The following is a 20,242-nucleotide window of genomic DNA, read 5'->3' on the forward strand; positions in this document are numbered from 1 at the left end:
TCAGCCAGTATTCGGCTATCCTTCGGAATTTTTTGCTGGATTTTCACTAATACGCAAAAAATTCACTAATGGATTAGCGAATGGACGTAATGGAGTACGCTCTGCGCTGATGAAATCAATCACCGCCTGGGCATCGGTATCACAACGCACATGGCTTGCTTTGCAATTCAGAGGCTCAGATTGGTAAATCGTCTTAAACTTTTTCCCATTAAGTTCGATATGGCTGACTGGAAATGCCGTAAGTTTGTTATCAACATAGGCCACATCAATCCGACCACTGCGAGTTTTCTGAGCATCATACATAGCTGTCCAGCTGTCATTGCCACTGGCATTATAAGCAGACATAACAACGTTATAGACCTGATCGTCCTGCAGTGGTTGCCAGACCGGTTTCTCGATGCTGCCTGTGTTGTATTCCAATTGAGTAATTTTACCTTGTAAACCGGCGAGTTGTTCGCTGAAGGTATAACGCAAATGACCGGAATACGGGAATTTTCCCGCGTGAGCACCTTCGGGTAAGGTGGCGTTAATCACACTTTCAAGCAGTTCGATGATGGTATTTCTTTTCAGCGGTACAATCGACAGGGCATTGGAAAACGGTAACAGTTCCAGACGAATATGGCCTTCGCGTAATTTCCCCTGGGAAATATTGGTACGTACACCACCGGCACCTAACAAGGCGAAATCTGGTGTCAGACCGGTTAAAGCAACCACCTCTGGTTGTGACGCCCAATAATAAAAACCTTCTCCGACCAATGGCGCAACTGTTGAGCCATGCTGCGGGTTGGTGCTGTTATCTCCCGGACGGCGACCATGAATCAGAGTTTCTGGCACATAAGCAACGGGTTTGCCATAAGCTTTATTGACCGCGGTTTTATAATGTTCGTTTATATGTTTGCGCAGCGCTTGTTGTTCGTCGGTGATCGTAATTTTGTCATTGCTGTCGATATAAGTTTTGACGGCTGCTGTTTTGTCGCTGTTGAGACGATGTATGCCAATCCGATTTGCTTGAGAATAAAAATCGTCATTACTCAATAACGTATTTCCACCCTGGCAATTCAGTTGCTCACCGCTGGAAGAAAAACTCACGCTGAGCAGGCCAACGGCTTGTGCATAAGAACCTGCCTGGACGATACAGGTTTTACTCGATTGATTGGGATTAATAACCTGTTGTGCATAAGCCCCTTCCATTGGTAAACCAAGATCAATGAAGTCGCCTAACAGGGTATGTGAATGGCCACCGACAATCACATCTATGCCATTCACTTTTTCCGCTAATTCGATGTCTTTCGCGGTACCGATGTGTGTCAGTGCAATAATTTTGTTGATGCCCCTGGCTTGCAGTTCATTAACGGTATTCTGGGCTGATTCTGCCATATTAAAGAACGTAACATCGCCGGTAGAAACGGAAATATTGGCCATGTCATCCAGCGTGATACCAAACACTGCAACAACAGTGTTATCCGCCGGGACTTTTGCGTCGGTTGGCAGGCGGGTTTTATTGTTGCCATCGAATTCAAATAACACATATGGCAATAGGTTTTTTTGATTTTTCAGGTCGGCATCGGCGGATGTATCGATGTTGGCGGCCACAACCGGAAAATTAATAGTATTCAGAAATTCGTTTAAATGGGCGTTACTCAGATCAAATTCATGGTTACCGAGTGCCATGGCATCTAAACCAAATTTACTGAGGATATCCGCATTGGCGCGACCTTCGTTCAGTTTGAAATACGCACTGCCTTGCCAGGCATCGCCACCGTGTAGAAATAACATACTTTGATTATTTTCACGGGCTACTTTTTTGTATTCCTGAGCTTTGGTTAGCAGACGGGGATGGCCGCCAAATTCGTTGAATACCTTTTCATCATTCATCAAGAAACTGGAAGGAACCGGGTCAAAGCTGGAATGTGTGTCGTTAATATGAGCAATAGTCAGCTCGAATACCGTGTCATTGGCCGATGGATTACTGTTGGAATTCTGATTCATGGTGTCGCAACCATAAATCCCTGCCGATACTGCCAGGAACAGGGTGAAACGAGTGAGCTTTTTCATGCAGATCTCCATTACTTAAATCAGCAGATTGCGATTACTGCTTATGACGTCGGTTTTGATACTAAATAAACAGGGTGAAAAAAGGGGCCGAAGCCCCTTTATTTTAAGCCGATTAAAATCAGGCTTTTACGTTACGGCGACCCAGCATCAGACCCGCTAATGCCAACATCCACCATGCCATATGACCACCACCGCCGGAGCCATCGTATTCCGGAGTGATAATGCCCGGCACTTCACTGTCGCGCGAGGCAACGATTGCATCCAGAGTTTTGGCACTGCCAGCAACTTCCTGATCGTTGCGCAACAGAACCTGACGGATAGTGTAGCGACCTGTAGGCAAGTCGTTAGCGGTTAACATCACCGACTGAGGAGTATCACCGGTTACTGTTGTTTCAATCGTTGGACGCGTTATGGTTACTCGACTAATGTCCTGAGAATCTTTTGCTGAAATGGTTGTTTGAACCACATCACCCTGTTCCGCATTGGTATACACAAACGGTAATTCTACACGACTGCTGATAACCGGCAGCTGTACACGACGATTGCCATCCTGCTCGAAGTATTTATACGCCAGTGATACAACAACCGGGTCGTGGTCTGATGAACGATATGGCGTTTTAGTCTGGTGATAACGTGTTGGATTGTTCTTAAACGCGCTGCTGTAATCGTAGTAAGCCGAAATAATACTGTTAATGTTCCAGTCGATTGCGTCTTTGATACGATCTTCCATGCCTTTGCTTACCAGGGCGTGGTCGAGTGAACCCATATAGTCATCGAAGATGTAGCTGTAGCTGGTCTCACGTTCATGAATGGTGTCCGCTTTTTTAACAGCGTTGATATAACCGTATCCCTGAGACAGCTTAATCCCCTGAGAAGCGCCACCAAATTGTGGGCGATTACCGATAAAGGTATCACGTGCGGTCTGAACTTCTTTGCCGGCTGGAATTTCAGTCAGCACCAGCATAGCATCTTCACTGGCATAGGAATTCAGGTCACCAATGATCATTTTATCGCCGGCGATTTTATCCAGTTCCTGCGCCAGGTGAACGGCTGCAGCACTGCGGAAGCGCTCACACTGACCCTGGAAATCAGGATCGGGTAATTCAAATGCCGTTCCCTGAGCGGGTTTAAAGTCACCGATGTCATCCCAGTCGTCGGCACAGTTTGAACCTTTAGACTTCAGGTGATTAACCGCAACAGTTAATAATTTACCGGTGTGGTTAACAACGAACGTAGCAACCAGTGCATCACGCTGGAAAGCGCGACCGCTACTGCTGCGACGACCTTGGTTATCAACATAAACGTCGCCGTTCTCATCGACAATATTAAACGAGTTCTGGTTTGGCATTTGGATAACACGCACATCACGTAACGTCAGTGCTGTTGGACGATAAACCAGAGCATTGGTGATCGCATCGCTGCCAATGGTGTCTTCATAATCAATGACCAGGTCATTGTTTGAATCAATGCCGATATAACGATAGCGCTTGAGAATGCTGTCATCCTGATCACGGTTAGAGAAACGCTCATCATCGTAATCAAGATTCACTTCATCCAGCAGTGTTGCCAGAGCACCGTTATCGCCCATGCCGTTGTTTTCGATTTCCATCATGCCAATGACATCGGCATCCAGCGCACGAATAGCACGCACTAACTTATCCTGCTGCAGTGCGAAATCGTCAGCATTATCAGCGCCACGATTGTCGCTGCTGTTTGGATTGCGAGTGCCACCATACGGTGAATTGAAGTAATTCAGAACGTTAACCGAAGCGACACGAACTTCCAGTTCGTCTGCGGCGAAGTTGGTCTCAAGCGTCGGCGTGGTACGCAGCTGTTTTTCGCGGGTTAACGTGAAGGTATTCACGTCGTTATCGGCCGTATCAACAACGGTATATTTTTGCGTGCTGTCGATTACCAGACGATACAGACCATTGCTGTGTACCAGGGTACCTTCCAGACCAGAGATACGATCACCAACCAGGATCAGATTGTCTTGCGGAGCCGTGGCAAACGCTTCGAAGTATGGCATTTCGTCACGGTTGGCAGTATCCAGACTTTCAATGGTCAGATTACGGCGAACGTTATTTTCGATGGTGAATTTCGAGTCGGCAGTACCGGCGGCGGCATTCTGGTTCGGATGCAACAGAATACCGTTATAGGCCAACGCCATGTTGGAACGCGACGTTTCAAAGTCGAACCCAAATGGACGCGCAACCACCATAGTCTGGTTGCCATCAGACGTCGCATCCAAATCAGCAGGCAATGTAACCACAGTGCCTTCGTAACGGGCCAGCGTGCGGCTGAAATCGACAATGTTGTTATTTTCGCAAGAGGTTACGCCTGCCGGGCAGGTGTAATAGTCAGACTCAATGACTTCTAATTGCTTAGTTCGGATGGCCGATGCATCGACGGCACCGGTTTCTGCAGGGCCGGTATTGGTTAAAACGGTGGTGCCACTTGCCTCAGAAACCTGAGCAACAACACAGATCTCCTGACCCAGTTGCAGATTGTTTGAACCGTAGTTGTAAACCAGGCGAATACTGTCAGACGCTTCATTGTCCGCCGGAGCATCTGTGTCCTGAATATACAGGCCACTGAAGGCCGAGCCACTGAGAATGCGTGAGATACGACCACGAACCACATAAGAGCTGTCGCTGATTAAATCGTTATTCGCATCATCGTTAGTCAGCAAAGGCGAATAATGCTGGGAGTTTGCAGCCGTAACGCCCTGAATATTGTAGATAGATGGGGTCGCAAAACCGGAAACCGCCGCATCGCTACAAGCAAAACGCTGATCACCTGTTTGGGCACTGCCCAGGCCATCAAGTGTACCTTCTGCATAAGCTGTCCATTCACCCTGGCTAAAGGTTGCGCTGCGGGTATTGGCAACACGACGTAACGTCACATCGGTGCTTCCCCAGTCGCCCCTGTTGCCGGGGATACCAACAATATCGAAGGCATCGCTTACGGAAACACTGCTGCCGGTTTCTGCCAGGAAAACAGCGTGGTTACCGGTGTAGTTCAGGGCATTAAAACGCACGTCACCGAAGGCGCCGGATAATACGACCTGACCATCATTGTTGGCGACATTTTGCTCGATGGTTTCACGATCAATGGAGTCCGGATTCATAATAACCAGGGTACGACCGGCCGGTATGGTGATGCCGTTCAGGACGTTGTTACCATCTTTATCGCGAACCTGATTGGTGAAACGGTCATCGGCGTAATACAGAGAAACGCTGTCATCAAAGACGAAGTCGGTAGCGCCGGTATTAGTCAGTTCGATGGCACGGTTATTACGGAAGCGAACGCTGTCATCACCTTCAATATATTCGGTAATCACAACAGAGAAGTCTGCTGGCGCTTCGGCCGCAGGTGGAGGTGTTGGCTCTGGTGTTGGTTCTGGTGTCGGAGTTGGTGTCGGAGTTGATGGATTTGGGTATACACCCAAACCGGTGTAAGTGTTGCTTGCCGCCGCTGTCCATTGACTATCATCAAAGGTCGATGCCTGGCTGGTAATGCCGCTATTGCGGTTTAATGTCTGGTTGCCACCCTTTACGCTGCCCCAGGTTGAGGTGCGGTTGTCGGTACCGGTAACAATCCCAATAATGTCCAGTGCAGCGTTCGGATCGTCGGTGGTGCCCAAATAAACCGGGTCATCGCCATTGAAGCTGAATGTATTAAAACCACTGGTCGGCAGTTTCAGAAAAGTACCGCCGTTATCTGTGGTGGTGGTACCGATTGCGTCATCAGCACTGCCGTGCGCCAGAACAAGGCTTTTTCCGGCGGCCAGGGTAATTCCGTTCAGTGCATTGGCGCCACCCTCAATCTGAATTTGGTTGCGGTATTGACCATTTCCAAACTGATAAAGAGACACAGAATCGTCGAAGGTGTGATCTTCCGAGCCGATGTTGGTTAATTCAATGGCTTTATTTTGGCCGCTTCCTTCAACATATTGAGTGATGATGATTTTGTTGATGTCAGCCTGAGCTGGTAATGCCACTGCACCAGCTGCCAGCATAATGGCTGTCGTTAGTTTGTTACGCATAAGAATGAATCCTGTAAGTAATAGAATGCTGAATCAGAAGAAAACAGTGATTCGTGAGTAGCCATTCTGGGCTGCTTCACCAGGGCTTGCTTCAACCGCCAACTCGGTATTTGAGTTAAGCTGATAGCGTAAGGTCAGGGATTGCCATTCACGGCGATCGCCCCATTCGTCGTACTGCTCCTGATTGCCAGTCCAGTACTTACTGTTACGATCCCATTCGTCGCGTTCTTCAAAGTTCCATGAAGCTGACAGTGCTAATTGCTCACTGACGTTGTAGGTCACACCGACTTCGGCACCGCGCCACTCATTCTGCTCGTATTGGTTGTAGCGGTATAAACCATCTTGTCGATTTTCGTCGGTGGTGTAGAGGTCAACCGGAGTAATACCATCAGCGAGGAATTTGCGCTGCGCCAGATGTGTTTTCAGAGTGTAAGCGTTCACTTTAAAGGTGAGGTTGTCGATCGGCGTAACTCGTGCACCAAGGGTGTACAGACGGCCTTTACCAAAGCGCGACTGACCTTCTGAGCCAGTGCGGTTTTCAGCACCCAGACGAAAACCTGCGATATCGAATTCAACGCCGATATAACCATTCCAGGTGTCACCAAAGGCTTCTCCAGACTGAGATTCTGCTTTATAGCTGAAAGAGGTAGCCGCAACCAAAGGACCATAGCTGACTTCGTATTTAAGCGATTGGTCCTGATCCTGGGCGGTTTGTAATTCAACCATGGTTTCCAGTGCGGTCTGGCCGTAACGATCGACATCATCCAGCGCTGAGTTCATCAGACCAAACGACAAAGCGTGGTTGTCGTTGACCTGGTAACCAACATAGGCTTTGTCGACCTGCAGTTCCATATCGCCACTGCCGCCTGGGAAATTCATGCGGTCGTAATCCAGTTCCAGTTTCCAGAAAGTCTGTTTTACCGTTCCGTTAACGCCTAATGTTGCCCGGGTGTCATCAATGACTGACTGTTTGGTATCAAAGCTACGATAGACTTTATTCGTGCCGAAAAAGGAAGCTGGGGCAATGCGACCATACATTTCGATCTCGGTGGCGTTTGCCGGGTCGTTGAACAACTCCAGAGATAATGCCGGAGCAGAGGAAAGCGCGCTGATCGCCAGAGTAATCAGTCCGCGTCCTCCGGAAAGGTAATGCTTCATGGATATATAGCTCCTGAATTATTAAAAAATTTTTTAACTGCGCGGCGTTTATACTCGCACGACCGAGTTACAAACTGACTACAGTTAACTTTCACTCAAAAAAAAGTTGAGGAAAGATAAAGGAATATTTCTGTTTGTCTATTAATTTGCCGGATTAAAAACTTTGGCCAGCGAACTTTTTTGTACAGACGGTCAAACAGACCGTTCCGATAGGACTATTCGTGCCGCGAAGTCTCAAGTGTAACCATATGGTTAATATTTGTGACTCCGCGAAAGCTTCTGAGAATAGAATTATCAATAAATATTTTGGTGCATAAAATCAGTTAAATTCACTGTTCATAGGGCATATTGTTTCTGTAAACAGACCAGTTACTGGTTAAGGTATCCACCACTTTACTGCCTATACGCCAGGCATTTTCTAACGCCAGTTCCATTCCTGCATAAGTGTGGCCTTCCGAATTAAGCAGGTTCTGAGCCGCTGTCATACCCGGTTCCGGTACCGTAAAATTACTGGCGGTTCTGACGACCATCAGGCGCTGATAGTCAGCTTTGCCTGAACGGTCAAGATAAAAAAGTGATTGTGCTGTGCCCGTATCTTCCATCGCTGAGGACACAAATTGGCCTTGACCTTCGGTCCAGTAATCGACGTATTTGTTGGCCCATTGATTGAAATATTCGCCGTGCCAAAACGTCATTGCAGCCATGTGATCGCCTTTCATAACGACGGGTTTCTTTTGTGCGTTCGGATAAATACCGTAGTTTTTTCGTTGTGCGTTGATGAAATCATCGTCGCTTAATTCAACATCTTTTGTCAGTTGGTAAGCCCATTCTGTTAGCTTGCCATTGAGCTGAAATACTTCCCCCTGGTTTGGCGGACGCTTGTCGGGATAGGGGCCTGCGGTAAATAACGGAAAGAAACCAGTTTCCCAATCTTGTGGAATTTCTCGCGCGTCAATTGCATGTCCAAGGTCGCCATCAACCAGCCATTCAGCCCAGGCTGCCGAACCAATTGGCGCATCGTTGGGATCGAAGCCGGAAATACCGGCTACCAACCAGTAGGCTTTGGTCAGATCAAAGCGTGGATCGAGACCCAGCGCCATAATGGCGGACGAAGAGCGGTTCGTGCCCATGCCCGTAATCATCCCCAGCACGCCCGACTCTGGATTTAAATAAAGGTCGGCATGGGATTGTGGAAACGGAAAGCGTTGATCGAGCTTATGGCGTTCTTTCCAACGCTGGAACTCGCCCGCTTCATCACCGCTGACTTCACCCAGTTCAAACATAGTGACAACGACTACTTTCACTTCAATGGGAGCTGCTGCTTTTTTTGAGCTTGCCAGGGATGCTGTCTGGTTTTGGTTGCTGCAGCCTGCCATCAACAGCAGGGAGGCTGTAAGGCAGCAGAATATGGCTTTAATCATAAGAGTTCTCTAAACACAGTTGATATTTTTTGCAGGTAAACTGGTGTGAAACGGGAGTAACATGTTGAAATGCTTCCAGTCCTTTCGCTTGGAACGAACGTTCAAATTTATCCAGTCGTTGCTCTAATCGAAGCTGCATGGATAGCTTCATTTTGGGTTCGATAAATGCGTGATTTATCGAGTTTGTCAGTAACAAACGGATTTCTTGCCAGGATAAGTTGAATTCTTTTACAGCAACAAAATACTCGTCTGTCATATTGGAATCCCACATGCCGCGGTCGTCGGTGGTGAGTGTTACCGGAATACCAAAGCGAAGATATTCCGGGAATGGGTGCTGCTGGTAGTCATTGACATAACCCAGCATTAAATTGCTGATAAGATTAATTTCAATCAGGTTGTTGCTGTTACGCATCAGCAGCATGGTGTCCGGGTCGGAAATCAGGTTAATACCATGACCGATGCGAGAGGCGCCCAGTAACAAGGTGTCGCGTACGTTGCGGCTTGGTTTGTCTTGTTCTCCGGCATGAATCGACAGCGGCAGCGTTGGAATCTGGCGACGCAGTGTTCGCAGCGTTTCCAGGAAGCGCAGCGGATAGCCTTTATCAATATCTTCTGCGCCAACCATGTTCAGACCAACAAACAGATCGCGGTTTTTATCAACGAAGCGGTAAATCCACTCCAGATCCTGTTCAGCGTTGTCGATAAATCTCAGCAGGTAATATTGCATGCCAACTTTGACGCCAGTGGCGACGGCATCGGTCTGGCGCAGTCGCGCGCGATAGATATCGGCCACCTCATCGGCCGTGAACAAACTGCCGTCTTTCTTTTTATAGAAGCGGGTGCCTTCCATCGTTTCAAGGTACATGAGGCCTTCGGCAGCAAAGGCTTTCATGTTGCGATACAGCATCTCGCTGTTGATGTACGGGTTAGCGCCCAGGTCATTCAGACGCTGCCAATGGGAGTAAAAAAACTCGTTTCGGCCTTCTTCTCCATAGTTGAGGCGCAGGCTGTTTTTCCAGGCTGCCAGTGTTTTCCCTGTGACGTTTTTTAACGGCGTGTATTCAGACTGTTGGCATTTATCCAGCACATCGTAGCTGGACTGCTGGAGGTTGCGGAACATTAAAAAATAAGACGAATTCTGAGCGGTTGTTTTGGCGTAATCGACACAATTATTAATAGCTGTTCGGGTGTAATAACGGTAGCCACCGTTTTTTGTTTCATCGGTAGCCAGCTCGTACCACCAGTTAACAAAATTAGAGCCTGTCAGATGGTTGTGTAAATCGCCGCCTTTCGGCAGTGCATATAAAAAATGATACAGCTGGCGATCGGTCGCGTTGGCTTTAAATGTTTCGAACCAATCATCCTGCAATGCATTGCTGTGCAGCGATATGCCTATAAGTGCAATGGCCAGATGAAATCGAAAAATAGCAGTTAAATACATCAACATAGTACAGCGGCACTCGGCCTTAAAAATAGGAAGATAGTTTTAGCAATGCATATGCCAAATGTGATCGAAGTAGTCAATAAAATTGTATTGGAGGCACTAGAAATTGCCTGAACTGCACATTTCACGAGGTCTTTAGTTGATTGCTTGGTCAGAAAATTAGGATCAGAATTGGCTGGAAAGCCATTCACCGAATCGGATTTCAGTGTTAACTGACGGTGCATTATGTCTCACAATGGTGCGTTTTCGGCTGATCGTTACGTCATGTCAGTTCAGTCTGGTAATTAGAGCGCTATTTTTATTGCGGCCATGATGGATTGCTGTAAGCTACGCTCCCCCCAAAAAACCACTGCTTAACAGGTAACCTGAATGCAACTAGAAGCTGTTGATTACACGGCACCGGATGCAGCCGAACGATTTACTGAATCGCTGCGAAATACGGGATTCGGCGTGTTAAAGAACCACCCGATTAAGCAAGCAATGGTCAGTGCAATTTACGAGCACTGGCAGGGATTTTTCAACAGCAAAGAAAAGGATGACTTCCAGTTTAATGTCGAGACTCAGGATGGGTTTTTCCCACGCTCGGTATCTGAGGTAGCGAAGGGCTTCTCAGTAAAAGACATTAAGGAGTATTTCCATTACTACCCATGGGGTCAGTGTCCGCAGACATTAAAATCTGAAATTCAGGCCTACTACGATCAGGCGTTGACCCTCGCCTCTGAGCTGCTGTCTTGGGTTGAGCAGTTCAGTCCGCCAGAAGTATCCGTTAATTATTCTCAGCCATTGTCCCAGATGGTTGATGGCAGTGAGAAAACCTTACTGCGCGTTTTGCATTATCCGCCGTTCGAAGGGGATGAAGAACCAGGCGCCATCCGGGCTGCTGCACACGAAGACATTAATCTGTTAACGGTGTTACCGGCTGCCAATGAGCCAGGCTTGCAGGTTCAGCTTAAGAATGGTGACTGGATGGATGTACCATGCGACTTCGGCACCTTAATTGTAAATATCGGTGACATGTTGCAGGAAGCTTCAGGTGGATATTATCCATCGACCACGCATCGGGTCATTAACCCAAGTGGTGGACGTCAGGAGCACTCGCGCATTTCTTTGCCGCTGTTCTTACACCCGAATCCTGAGACGGTATTGTCGGAGCGTTACACTGCCGGGAGTTATCTGACCGAGCGCCTGAGAGAGTTGGGTGTAATGTAAGCCTGACATCGGTGTGACGTTGTTACCGTGCGGAGCATTCTGGTATTCCGGCGCTGCGGACGGTACTACTCACCTTTCACTTCATTAAATACACCCATAAACAGCTGGGTGGACACTCTTATCAGCGTGTCTTTCTGCACCGTGTCCGGATTTAACAGCCAATAGGTTCCTGCCTGGCGCATGGCACCAATCATGGCAATCGATAGTATGGCGCCTTCCTCTTCGGTGTACGACCAGTGGGGCCTTAAGACGCGAATCAGACTCAGGATCAGGTCGGCAAAGCTGCGGATATAAGCATGGTACAACTGATTGACTTCCTTACTGACGCCCTCTAATTCGACCATACATACTCGTGCCACTCTTGGGTCATTGAGCGCTTCGTAAAAAGCGGTTAAAGCACTTTCAATCAGGCGTTTTGGGTCGCAGCCAGCTTCCGCAGCGGCAAACGCGGTCGTTACCTGATTGCGAATGTCGGTCATATGATGCTCATACACCGCCGTCAGCAGATTTTCGATGCTGCCGAACTCGGCGTAAAAATAGCGATCCGTCAGTTGGGCTTCTTTGCAAAGACCGCGTACCGTGGCCTGGCGGAATCCAACAGTGCCGAACACATTTAAACCAGCCTGCAGGAATTGTTTGCGTCGTTGCTGTTTGCGTTCGTCCTGGCTAAGGCCACCATATGTGCGGCCTGAACTGCTGCTTCGGTGACGACCTGACGTTGGATTGGTGGTGTTGGACACATCGGCCTCGAAGTGGATAAAAGTTGTCTTAATAGGACTCGTGCGAGTATTTGACGACATGCGTCGTCAGAAGTAAAGTGACGAATCAAATCATCACATAATAACAAACAGCATTCGCTACAGATCGAGGGAGCCGGATTTATGCCTACCCATACAGTCATCATTATTGGCAGTGGTTTTGGCGGCCAGTGTGCGTCGTTACGTTTAAAAGAAAATGGTATCGATGATTTTATTTTACTGGAACGTCGCGATTTTATGGGAGGCACCTGGTGTCAGAACAGCTATCCGGGAGCCGCAGTGGATGTTCAGTCGCCGTTGTATTCCATTGAGTCTGAACCGTATGACTGGTCGCAAATGTTTGCTGAACAAAGTGAACTGGAGCAATACACCCATCATGTGATCGATAAACATAAGCTGCGCGAACGTACCCGTACCAATTCCAATGTCGAAAGAATCCAATGGCTGGAAGACCAGAGTCTGTGGCAGATCGACGTTAGGAATGTAAAAAACGGTGCTGAAACCACTTATAAGGCCCGCTTTGTTATTAATGCTTCCGGACCGCTGAGTACTCCGGTGATTCCTGATTTTAAAGGTAAGGACAGTTTTCAGGGGGAAGCCTTTCATACCAATAACTGGAATCATGCTTATGATTTAACGGGCAAAAAGGTAGCGATTATTGGTAGTGGTGCCAGTGCGGCACAGATCATTCCAACCATTGCCAAAGAAGTGGGGCAGCTGCATATTTTTCAGCGTAGCCCTCACTGGGTGATGCCGCGTCACGATTACAAGTTTAAAAGCTGGCAGCGTAAGTTATTACGTAATAAAACGGTTTATCGCGGTTTACGTGAGGCGATTTACTGGGGCCTGGAAACGCGGGTGGTTGGCTTTAAATATTCTCGTTTTATGCTCGAATTGATGGCCGCACGTGTCGCTAAAAATCACATTAAAAACCAGATAAAAGATCCGGAATTACGTAAGCAAGTAACGCCTGACTGGACCATCGGCTGTAAGCGAATTATTTTGTCCAACACCTTATATCCGGCTTATTGCCGCGACAACGTTACCTTGCATGATAAAGACCAAGGGATTAGTGAAATTACTGAAACGGGTATTAACACAACCGATGGCAAAGCACTGGAGCTGGATTTAATTGTTTACTCCACCGGTTATGATGCCACTGACGGTGTGATTTCTTATCCGGTTGTGGGTAAAGGTGGTGTGAAGTTAGCGGACATCTGGGAAGACTTCCCACGTGCCTACTTAGGTACATCGGCACCTGGCTTCCCGAATTTGTTTATTGTTACCGGTCCCAACACGGGCATTGGCCATACGTCAGCAATTTTTGTTATCGAAGCACAGATGAACTATATCCTGTCGGCGATAAAAGCTGCTAAAAGTCATGCGAAACAAACCATTGAAGTGCGTGCTGATGCAGAAGAACGTTATACCAATCATATTCATGAAGAAATGGCGCAAACGGTTTGGCAAGGTGGTGGTTGTAACAGCTGGTATAAGAGTAAAAGTGGTAAGGTAATCGCGATGTTTCCGGGCTTTAGTTTCACCTATCGACGCTGGACAAAAAACTTTCGTGCTAAGGACCATGTGTTTCATTAAACTGAGGAACATGGACCCCGCCATTATCTGATTTACCGGCTTAATCAGGGGGGACTCATCGGTTTATATTGCTGATGGGTTCGTCTGCAGTGTATCCCGGAATTGTACCGATTGCTTACTCTTGGTTTATTGATGTTGATGAATTTTCCAGCGGGTACATCATATTTTTAATCTACGCACTGTTCTGCCTGAATGATTGCTTTGTTGTAATCTCCCGTTAGGGTCTTCTCTATCAGACTTATATCAAAAACAGGATCATTATTTACCAAGATCGACTGTCGGAAAATAGATAGTCATTAATTCCCTTCCAGATAATGATTTATAGTCTACACTATCAAACTACAACCGTTTTTTCGGTTTAGTTATATGTCAGTTATACCTTTAGCGAGCTATTAATTTCGAGACTGATAGGGTGATGTTGTACACAGTTTAATCAGTTATACATGTGCAGTGAGTATCGCAAAATATTAATAAAAATATCATTTTATATCCGGGTTTTCTTGCTCCGGTTCTGGGTTCTTGTCATCTTCGGTACCGATCGTGTCTAGGCGGAATGTGCACACCAGCCAGGTTGGATATTCAGCACGGGTAATCGTCAGGCTGTATTTCCAAACGGTGAAGCTTTAATGCCTGCCGGAGGTTCTACAGGCAATGTCTGAACGGCTTTGAAATACTCGTACTGTATTTAATGCTAAGAATGACTATGGTTGCTCGACTACAAAAAATTACATGTTAACCGGCCAAAATAATGAAACGGGTTGATGACTTTTCCGGATAGCCTCAAGTTCAGTATGATTCGATAATGCTGAGAAAATTCTGGATAATTTTATCAATATATTGGTGTAAAAGATCTGCGTGATGTGAAAAAGACAGTGGAATTTATTCGGCTGTGCACGGTATTGCCGCTGGAATTATTTTCCATAGTAAAATAGCATTCTGGCAAGGCAATACTGTCACCTCGGCGAGTATTACCGCATGCAGATCAGATTAAGAATCATAACAATAGAAATACGTCACACAGAGGAATTCTTAACGGGATTGTTATGGAAATAAAGGAATTAAGTTTATGAATAAGTATGTATTAAGTGCAGCCATGTCTGCACTTATGTCAATGAGCACCTATGCAGCTGTCAGTCCTCCAGGAACTGATTCATATGTTGGCTCGAGTTTCGCTAACCTGTTCGATACCTCGCAAACAGAAACAACGAACCTTGAGACCGATTCCTCCGTTCGCTTGATCTCGGTTGAGAGCAGTCAGTTTACAGCAAGTTATTCTTCAGCAGTCATTACCGCGGTTATGACTGATACGTTGCAAAACGACGTTAATACCACTGGTCAGATTAATCCGGGTGATACCTTGCGCTATAGCGCTACATTAAGTGTTGCCTCAGCCAATGCCACGGGTATTCAGTTCGATATTCCTGTCAGCGCGTTAAATACGTTGGTTGTTGGTAGTGTGACAACATCTCAGGGAAGCGTTGTAAGTGGCAATGCCGGAGGGGATTCAACCGTCAGCGTGAATGTGGGTGATGTTAATGTTGGTGGAACCGTAACGATTACCTTTGATGTTCTCGTTGGTGTGCCAACGACTGACCCGGCGACGATCAGTAAGCAGGGATCTGTCAGTGGTTCGAACTTCGCGACGGTTGTAACGGACGATCCGGACACTGGTCTCGTAAGTGATGCAACAACAGTGAGCTTCGACGGTGTTGCGCCAAGAGTTTATGGTATTTTCAGACAGAGTCAGAATCCAACAAAAAGCGACCAAGTGACCTGGACTGTTAATTTTAATCAAACCGTCGTTAATGTTGATACCACCGATTTCGTGATGTCGGGTACCACAGCTACTGTGACAGAAATAACATCGGTATCTTCTCAGTCCTATTTGGTCAGGGCTTCGGGCGGTAACCTCGCTAGTCTTATGGGGACCGTGACTCTGGGTTTTGCCGCAGGTCAGGATATTTCTGATGCGAACGGAAATCCATTAAGCAATCTGGTGGTACTCGGCACCAACGACAATACTTATACCTTGGATAACACAGGACCTGAAGTCACCCGTGTTGACGTTCCACCTAACGGTAGCTACACAGCGGGGCAGAACCTCGACTTTACAGTGAATTATGACGAAGCCGTGAACGTCATTGGTACGCCTAGCTTGCGTGTGACCATTGGCAGCACTTGGGTTATCCCGATTTATCAGCCTGCTCTGGGGTCTTCAACCGCTTTGGTATTTCGCTATACCGTTGCGACAGGGGATCTCGATACTGATGGTGTTGCTTTAACCAGCACAGCTATCTCGACAAATGCTGGCGTCCTGCGTGATGCGGCGGGCAATGAGGCGTCTCTGATATTGAACAATGTCAGTAACGCCACAGGGGTATTGGTAGATGCGGTTGCGCCGCTTGTTTCTGAAGTAACGCCGGTTGCCTCGCCAGGTAATGATTCAACACCGGATGTGGTTATTTTCACAAATAGCGATGGTACGGTAGCGGTCAGTGGAAGTTGTGGCTCCCTGAATGAAGGAGCCGTCAGTGCGGGAAATAACAGCATCACGCTGACGCAGTCGGATAACAGCTCGGCATTAGCCGACGGCACCTACGCCAACTGTTCCGTTATCGTAACGGATGCTGTGGGCAATTCCAGTACACCACTGGCGTTAACCGGTTTTAACGTGGATACAGTCGCCCCGATCGTTTCTGAGGTTACAGCGGTTGTGACACCTGCAAATGATTCTATGCCGGATGTGACGTTCTCGACGTCTGAATCCGGAAATTTAGCCGTTGGCGGAAGTTGTGGTTCAGCCGACGAAGGAGCAGTTTCTGGCGGTAATCATACTATTACGCTGACTTTGCCTGACAATAGTTCTGCCTTAACGAGTGGCACATACAGCAATTGTACAGTGACTGTTACAGACGCTGCGGGTAACAGCAGTACAGCATTAACTCTGAGTTCATTTGAAGTGGATACGGTATTACCGCTGGCACAAAGCTTTACTCGTAAAACTCCGGTTGCCGAAAATACTTCGGCTGATTCGCTAACCTGGCTGGTGACGTTTAGTAAGGATGTTACCGGAGTAGAGGCCAGCGATTTCGCAATATCCGCCTCTACCGCTTCTTTAGCCGTTTCACAGTTAACCGCAGCGACGTATGAGGTGACTGTCAGTGGCGGTGACTTGGCTGACTTCAACGGCGTTATCAGTCTGAACTTGAACAGCCCGACGATTGTCGATGCATTAGGCAACGCTTTGTCAGTTTCAGAACCTGCTGTCGATCAAACTTATAGAGTCACGAATGCCTTTGCTCCTGAAATTACCGAAGGTGTTTCGGTAACGGTAAATATGGATGAAGATGGCAGTCCTGCCGCTTTTGCTCTGACGTTAAATGCAACCGATGCAAATAACGATACATTAACCTGGAGCGTGCAGACGCAGGCGACCAAAGGTTCCGCATCGGTCTCTGGTACCGGCAACTCAAAAGCCATTAATTACTTACCGAATGCCAATGAAAATGGCAATGACAGCTTTGTTGTGCGTGTATCGGATGGATCGTTTACGGATGATATCACCGTCAACGTGACTATTGCTGCTGTTAACGATGCCGCGACGATTTCATTGTCAGGTGATGCGGCTGTTGGCCAGCAATTGACAGCAGCGATTACGGATACAGACGGTTTACCGGATTCTGGGATTACTTATCAGTGGTCGGCCGGAGGCGTAAGTATCCAATCGGCTACCGCCTCTAATTACACTCCGCAGGCTGCGGACATCGGCAAAACTCTGATGGTATCAGCCAGTTTTACCGATGCAGACGGATCCGCAGAGTCTGTGTCCAGTGCGGCAACTTCTGTTGTTATTTCGGCCGCTGATTATAGCCAGCAAGGGGCGTTGGCTACGATTTCTAAAACGGCTAATAAGGCTGTGGAACCTGCTCCCAGTGTTCAGAACTACCAGGATGCTGGTGTGAAACATGCCGATGCAGAAACGCTGCAACGTATTTTGCCAATTCTGAATCGCGCCGTGGCACACCAAGCTGCTGCTGAGGATGTGAATGAGTTAAGCGAAATTCAGGCTCTGCTTGATGTTGTATTACTGGGTCAGGACATTGATGCCGATGGCTTACCAGGAATTGTTGAAGGTGGCGCTGATAAAGACAGTGACAACGATGGTAGCGCCGATATGCGTGATAGCGACGCCGATAACGATGGCATCGCCGATGTGCTGGAATTATCGCTGGAAAAAACCGATACGGATAACGACGGTATCATCGATTGGTTTGATGCCGATACGGATAACGATGGCACCTTAAATAATTCAGAAACACGGGATGCAAACTACGATGGTGTTAATGATGCGCGCGATAGTCTGACTGAAATTATTGCCGCCAGCAATGCACTTGATGTGGACCGTGATGGTCAGATTAACTCTTTGGATCTTGATGCAGATAATGATGGCGTGTTCGATGTTATCGAAGCTGGCTTAACCGATAAAGATGAAAATGCTCTGCTGGATCAGGGGGCGAAGGTCATTACGGATGCAGGCTTATTAGCCGATACCAACGTTGATGGTACCGCCAACTTCCTGCAATTAAAGAGTGATGGCCAGCAGCGCGACTTTATCTCTGCTGATTTACCAGCCTCTCTGGATGCCGATAATGACGGTCGTTTAGATAGCCAGGCTGATCTTGATAACGATGGCCTGATGGATGTGGTGGATAACGCGATTGGTGCCTTTGGCTCTTACCGGGATATGGACAATGACGGTATTCCAAACCACCTCGATGAAGACGACGATAATGACGGCTTTTCAGACATTGAAGAAAACAATAATTCGGATGTGTTAAGCGGCAAAGATGCCGATGCCGATGGCATTGATGACGGTATCGATCACAGCGTTAACGGCACGATTACCGGCCAAGACAGCAATAATAATGGTATTCAGGACTCGCTGGAGTTGCCGGATACCGATGGTGATGGTATCGCCGACTACCTGGATAATGACAGTGACAATGATGGTGTCACCGATAACATCGATCCGTCCGTCAGTATTGAAACAGATATTGAAACCGGTGGTGCGTTAACGGTGCTCGGACTGATGCTGCTGTTTGCACTGATGATTGCTGCCAGACAGAAAAAGCGGCTGCTGATTTTGTCTGCGTTAGCATTCAGTACTGTCGGTCATAGTGATGAAATCCCGGAGAATCACTGGGATGTTTCATTTACAACCGGTTTAAGTTATCTGACGCCTAAGTTATTTAATGACCTGAAGCTGACTGACAAAACTGGCTTGAGTATGACTGCTGAAGTGGGTTATCAGTTCGCTAATGATTTACGTGCTAAAGCAAGATACGTAGACCTGGGCAATGCAGAGATCAACAGTGCCGAATTGAATTACAAAGCTTATGTCGCGGCAGTTGAATACCAGTACGATATTAATGAGAAATATCAAGGTTATGCTGCTGTTGGCTATGGTCGTCTGGAAACCTCCAGTGGAGCTGGTTTAAATCTGGATAACAGTAACCCGGATCATCCATATTTTAATGCTGGTTTGCGCTATCATGTTATCCCAACATTATCCGTTGTTCTGGATATGAATTCATATTCACCGGATGCTCAGGAAATCAGTTTTGGGTTTGTTGGCCGATTCTGATACGAGAATAACAGGCATACCTTAGGGTATGCCTGTTATTTACGGGTTAATGGTTATTAATCAGTAATAGCGTAAGCACAATAAAAAAGATCACTTACCATACTTCAAGCGGCTCCTGTGCGATCCGTATGACGAATGCTGGTGAAAAAATCATCCAAATGATTCGGCTTATGCCCGGCATCACTGATCTGAAATATATTACCGGATAATTGCCTGTTCCTTTCCCTTAACCCAGGTATAACTTACTCTGGTATTACCAGGATTTATAAGGCAGGAATTTTCCGTTCATAGTCAGAATAACTCGGTCTCCTTTTGGGTCTGGTTGCTTTTCAATATCCATAGAAAAGTCGATTGCACTCATAATGCCATCACCAAACTTTTCCTGAATCACTTCTTTTAACGTCTCGCCATAAACGCCAACGATTTCATACAGGCGATAAATCAGAGGATCAGTCGGTACCGTCTGGTCCCATTTTTTTGTTGGGTAGGCCAGTAATGCGGCAGCCACTTCGGCATCCAATTGCAAATACTCGGCAATTGCCACGGCCTTTTCTTGTGGTGCACTGTTCATTCCCAGGCAGGCTGAGGTGAGCCACACCGGTGAGAAACCAAGGTCGCCAGCTATTTTTTCCCAGCTCAGACCTTGTTCTTTTTTTGCCAGAACAATGGCTTCAGTCATCACTATTTTATCCATGATTAAACCTTCATCGCTATCTGAAAATATTTTGAGTGACTTACGCCAATTGACGTGCAGGGCTGGTACGGACATGAGTTAAATACAGCGGTAAACCAACCAGAAATAAGCCGCCAAACAGGTTGCCCAGTGCGGTCGGGAGTTCGTTCCAGATCAGGTAGTCGTAAACGGTGAATTCACCGCCCATAATCATGGAAAATGGGAACAGAAACATG

Annotated in this window: 11 protein-coding genes; 3 read left to right on the plus strand and 8 right to left on the minus strand. The window is 47.2% G+C overall.

What is annotated here, in order from left to right; translation table 11 throughout:
• Window positions 1-15: 15 nt before the first annotated feature.
• The 5 genes from MK185_12790 to MK185_12810 all read right to left on the minus strand — a co-directional run bounded on the left by MK185_12790 (window position 16) and on the right by MK185_12810 (window position 10,129).
• Entirely contained in the window at window positions 16-2,055 is a 2,040-nt protein-coding gene (locus tag MK185_12790) for a bifunctional metallophosphatase/5'-nucleotidase (GenBank protein MCH2041502.1), read from the minus strand.
• A gap of 118 nt (window positions 2,056-2,173) precedes the next feature.
• Window positions 2,174-6,103, minus strand: coding sequence for an ExeM/NucH family extracellular endonuclease (locus MK185_12795; GenBank protein ID MCH2041503.1), 3,930 nt, complete (start codon window positions 6,101-6,103; stop codon window positions 2,174-2,176).
• A gap of 33 nt (window positions 6,104-6,136) precedes the next feature.
• On the minus strand, window positions 6,137-7,261 hold the full coding sequence (locus MK185_12800; GenBank protein ID MCH2041504.1) for a hypothetical protein: 1,125 nt from the start codon (window positions 7,259-7,261) through the stop codon (window positions 6,137-6,139).
• Window positions 7,262-7,590: 329 nt separating this feature from the next.
• Entirely contained in the window at window positions 7,591-8,682 is a 1,092-nt protein-coding gene (locus MK185_12805) for a purine nucleoside permease (GenBank protein ID MCH2041505.1), read from the minus strand.
• On the minus strand, window positions 8,675-10,129 hold the full coding sequence (locus tag MK185_12810) for an adenosine deaminase (protein MCH2041506.1): 1,455 nt from the start codon (window positions 10,127-10,129) through the stop codon (window positions 8,675-8,677). Before MK185_12810 ends, MK185_12805 begins: the two co-directional genes overlap by 8 nt.
• A gap of 366 nt (window positions 10,130-10,495) precedes the next feature.
• Between MK185_12810 and MK185_12815 the strand changes: the two genes are divergently transcribed.
• On the plus strand, window positions 10,496-11,335 hold the full coding sequence (locus MK185_12815; GenBank protein ID MCH2041507.1) for an isopenicillin N synthase family oxygenase: 840 nt from the start codon (window positions 10,496-10,498) through the stop codon (window positions 11,333-11,335).
• 65 nt (window positions 11,336-11,400) lie between these two features.
• On the opposite strand, the gene MK185_12820 is transcribed toward MK185_12815, so the two are convergent.
• Window positions 11,401-12,075 carry a TetR/AcrR family transcriptional regulator gene (locus tag MK185_12820; protein MCH2041508.1) on the minus strand — a complete coding sequence of 225 codons (675 nt, stop codon included), beginning with the start codon at window positions 12,073-12,075 and terminating at the stop codon, window positions 11,401-11,403.
• 141 nt (window positions 12,076-12,216) lie between these two features.
• Between MK185_12820 and MK185_12825 the strand changes: the two genes are divergently transcribed.
• Both MK185_12825 and MK185_12830 read left to right on the plus strand, forming a co-directional pair.
• Window positions 12,217-13,689 (plus strand): NAD(P)/FAD-dependent oxidoreductase, encoded by a 1,473-nt coding sequence (locus MK185_12825; protein ID MCH2041509.1) that lies wholly within the window; start codon window positions 12,217-12,219, stop codon window positions 13,687-13,689.
• 1,066 nt (window positions 13,690-14,755) lie between these two features.
• Window positions 14,756-19,333, plus strand: coding sequence for an Ig-like domain-containing protein (locus tag MK185_12830; GenBank protein ID MCH2041510.1), 4,578 nt, complete (start codon window positions 14,756-14,758; stop codon window positions 19,331-19,333).
• Between the two features lie 253 nt (window positions 19,334-19,586).
• Here MK185_12830 and cynS read toward each other — a convergent pair whose 3' ends face one another.
• Window positions 19,587-20,027 (minus strand): cyanase, encoded by a 441-nt coding sequence (gene cynS, locus MK185_12835; protein ID MCH2041511.1) that lies wholly within the window; start codon window positions 20,025-20,027, stop codon window positions 19,587-19,589.
• Window positions 20,028-20,067: 40 nt separating this feature from the next.
• Window positions 20,068-20,242: formate/nitrite transporter family protein (locus MK185_12840; GenBank protein MCH2041512.1), on the minus strand; the 175-nt coding region annotated here is incomplete at its 5' end.

This window comes from Saccharospirillaceae bacterium (assembly GCA_022448365.1).
Taxonomy (GTDB): Bacteria; Pseudomonadota; Gammaproteobacteria; order Pseudomonadales; family Oceanobacteraceae; genus Bacterioplanoides.

Coding starts and splice junctions, on each gene's coding strand:
- MK185_12825 (MCH2041509.1), top strand. CDS start 12,217: ATGCCTACCCATACAGTCATCATTATTGGCAGTGGTTTTGGCGGCCAG.
- MK185_12815 (MCH2041507.1), top strand. CDS start 10,496: ATGCAACTAGAAGCTGTTGATTACACGGCACCGGATGCAGCCGAACGA.
- MK185_12800 (MCH2041504.1), bottom strand. CDS start 7,261: ATGAAGCATTACCTTTCCGGAGGACGCGGACTGATTACTCTGGCGATC.
- MK185_12790 (MCH2041502.1), bottom strand. CDS start 2,055: ATGAAAAAGCTCACTCGTTTCACCCTGTTCCTGGCAGTATCGGCAGGG.
- cynS (MCH2041511.1), bottom strand. CDS start 20,027: ATGGATAAAATAGTGATGACTGAAGCCATTGTTCTGGCAAAAAAAGAA.
- MK185_12805 (MCH2041505.1), bottom strand. CDS start 8,682: ATGATTAAAGCCATATTCTGCTGCCTTACAGCCTCCCTGCTGTTGATG.
- MK185_12810 (MCH2041506.1), bottom strand. CDS start 10,129: ATGTTGATGTATTTAACTGCTATTTTTCGATTTCATCTGGCCATTGCA.
- MK185_12830 (MCH2041510.1), top strand. CDS start 14,756: ATGAATAAGTATGTATTAAGTGCAGCCATGTCTGCACTTATGTCAATG.
- MK185_12795 (MCH2041503.1), bottom strand. CDS start 6,103: ATGCGTAACAAACTAACGACAGCCATTATGCTGGCAGCTGGTGCAGTG.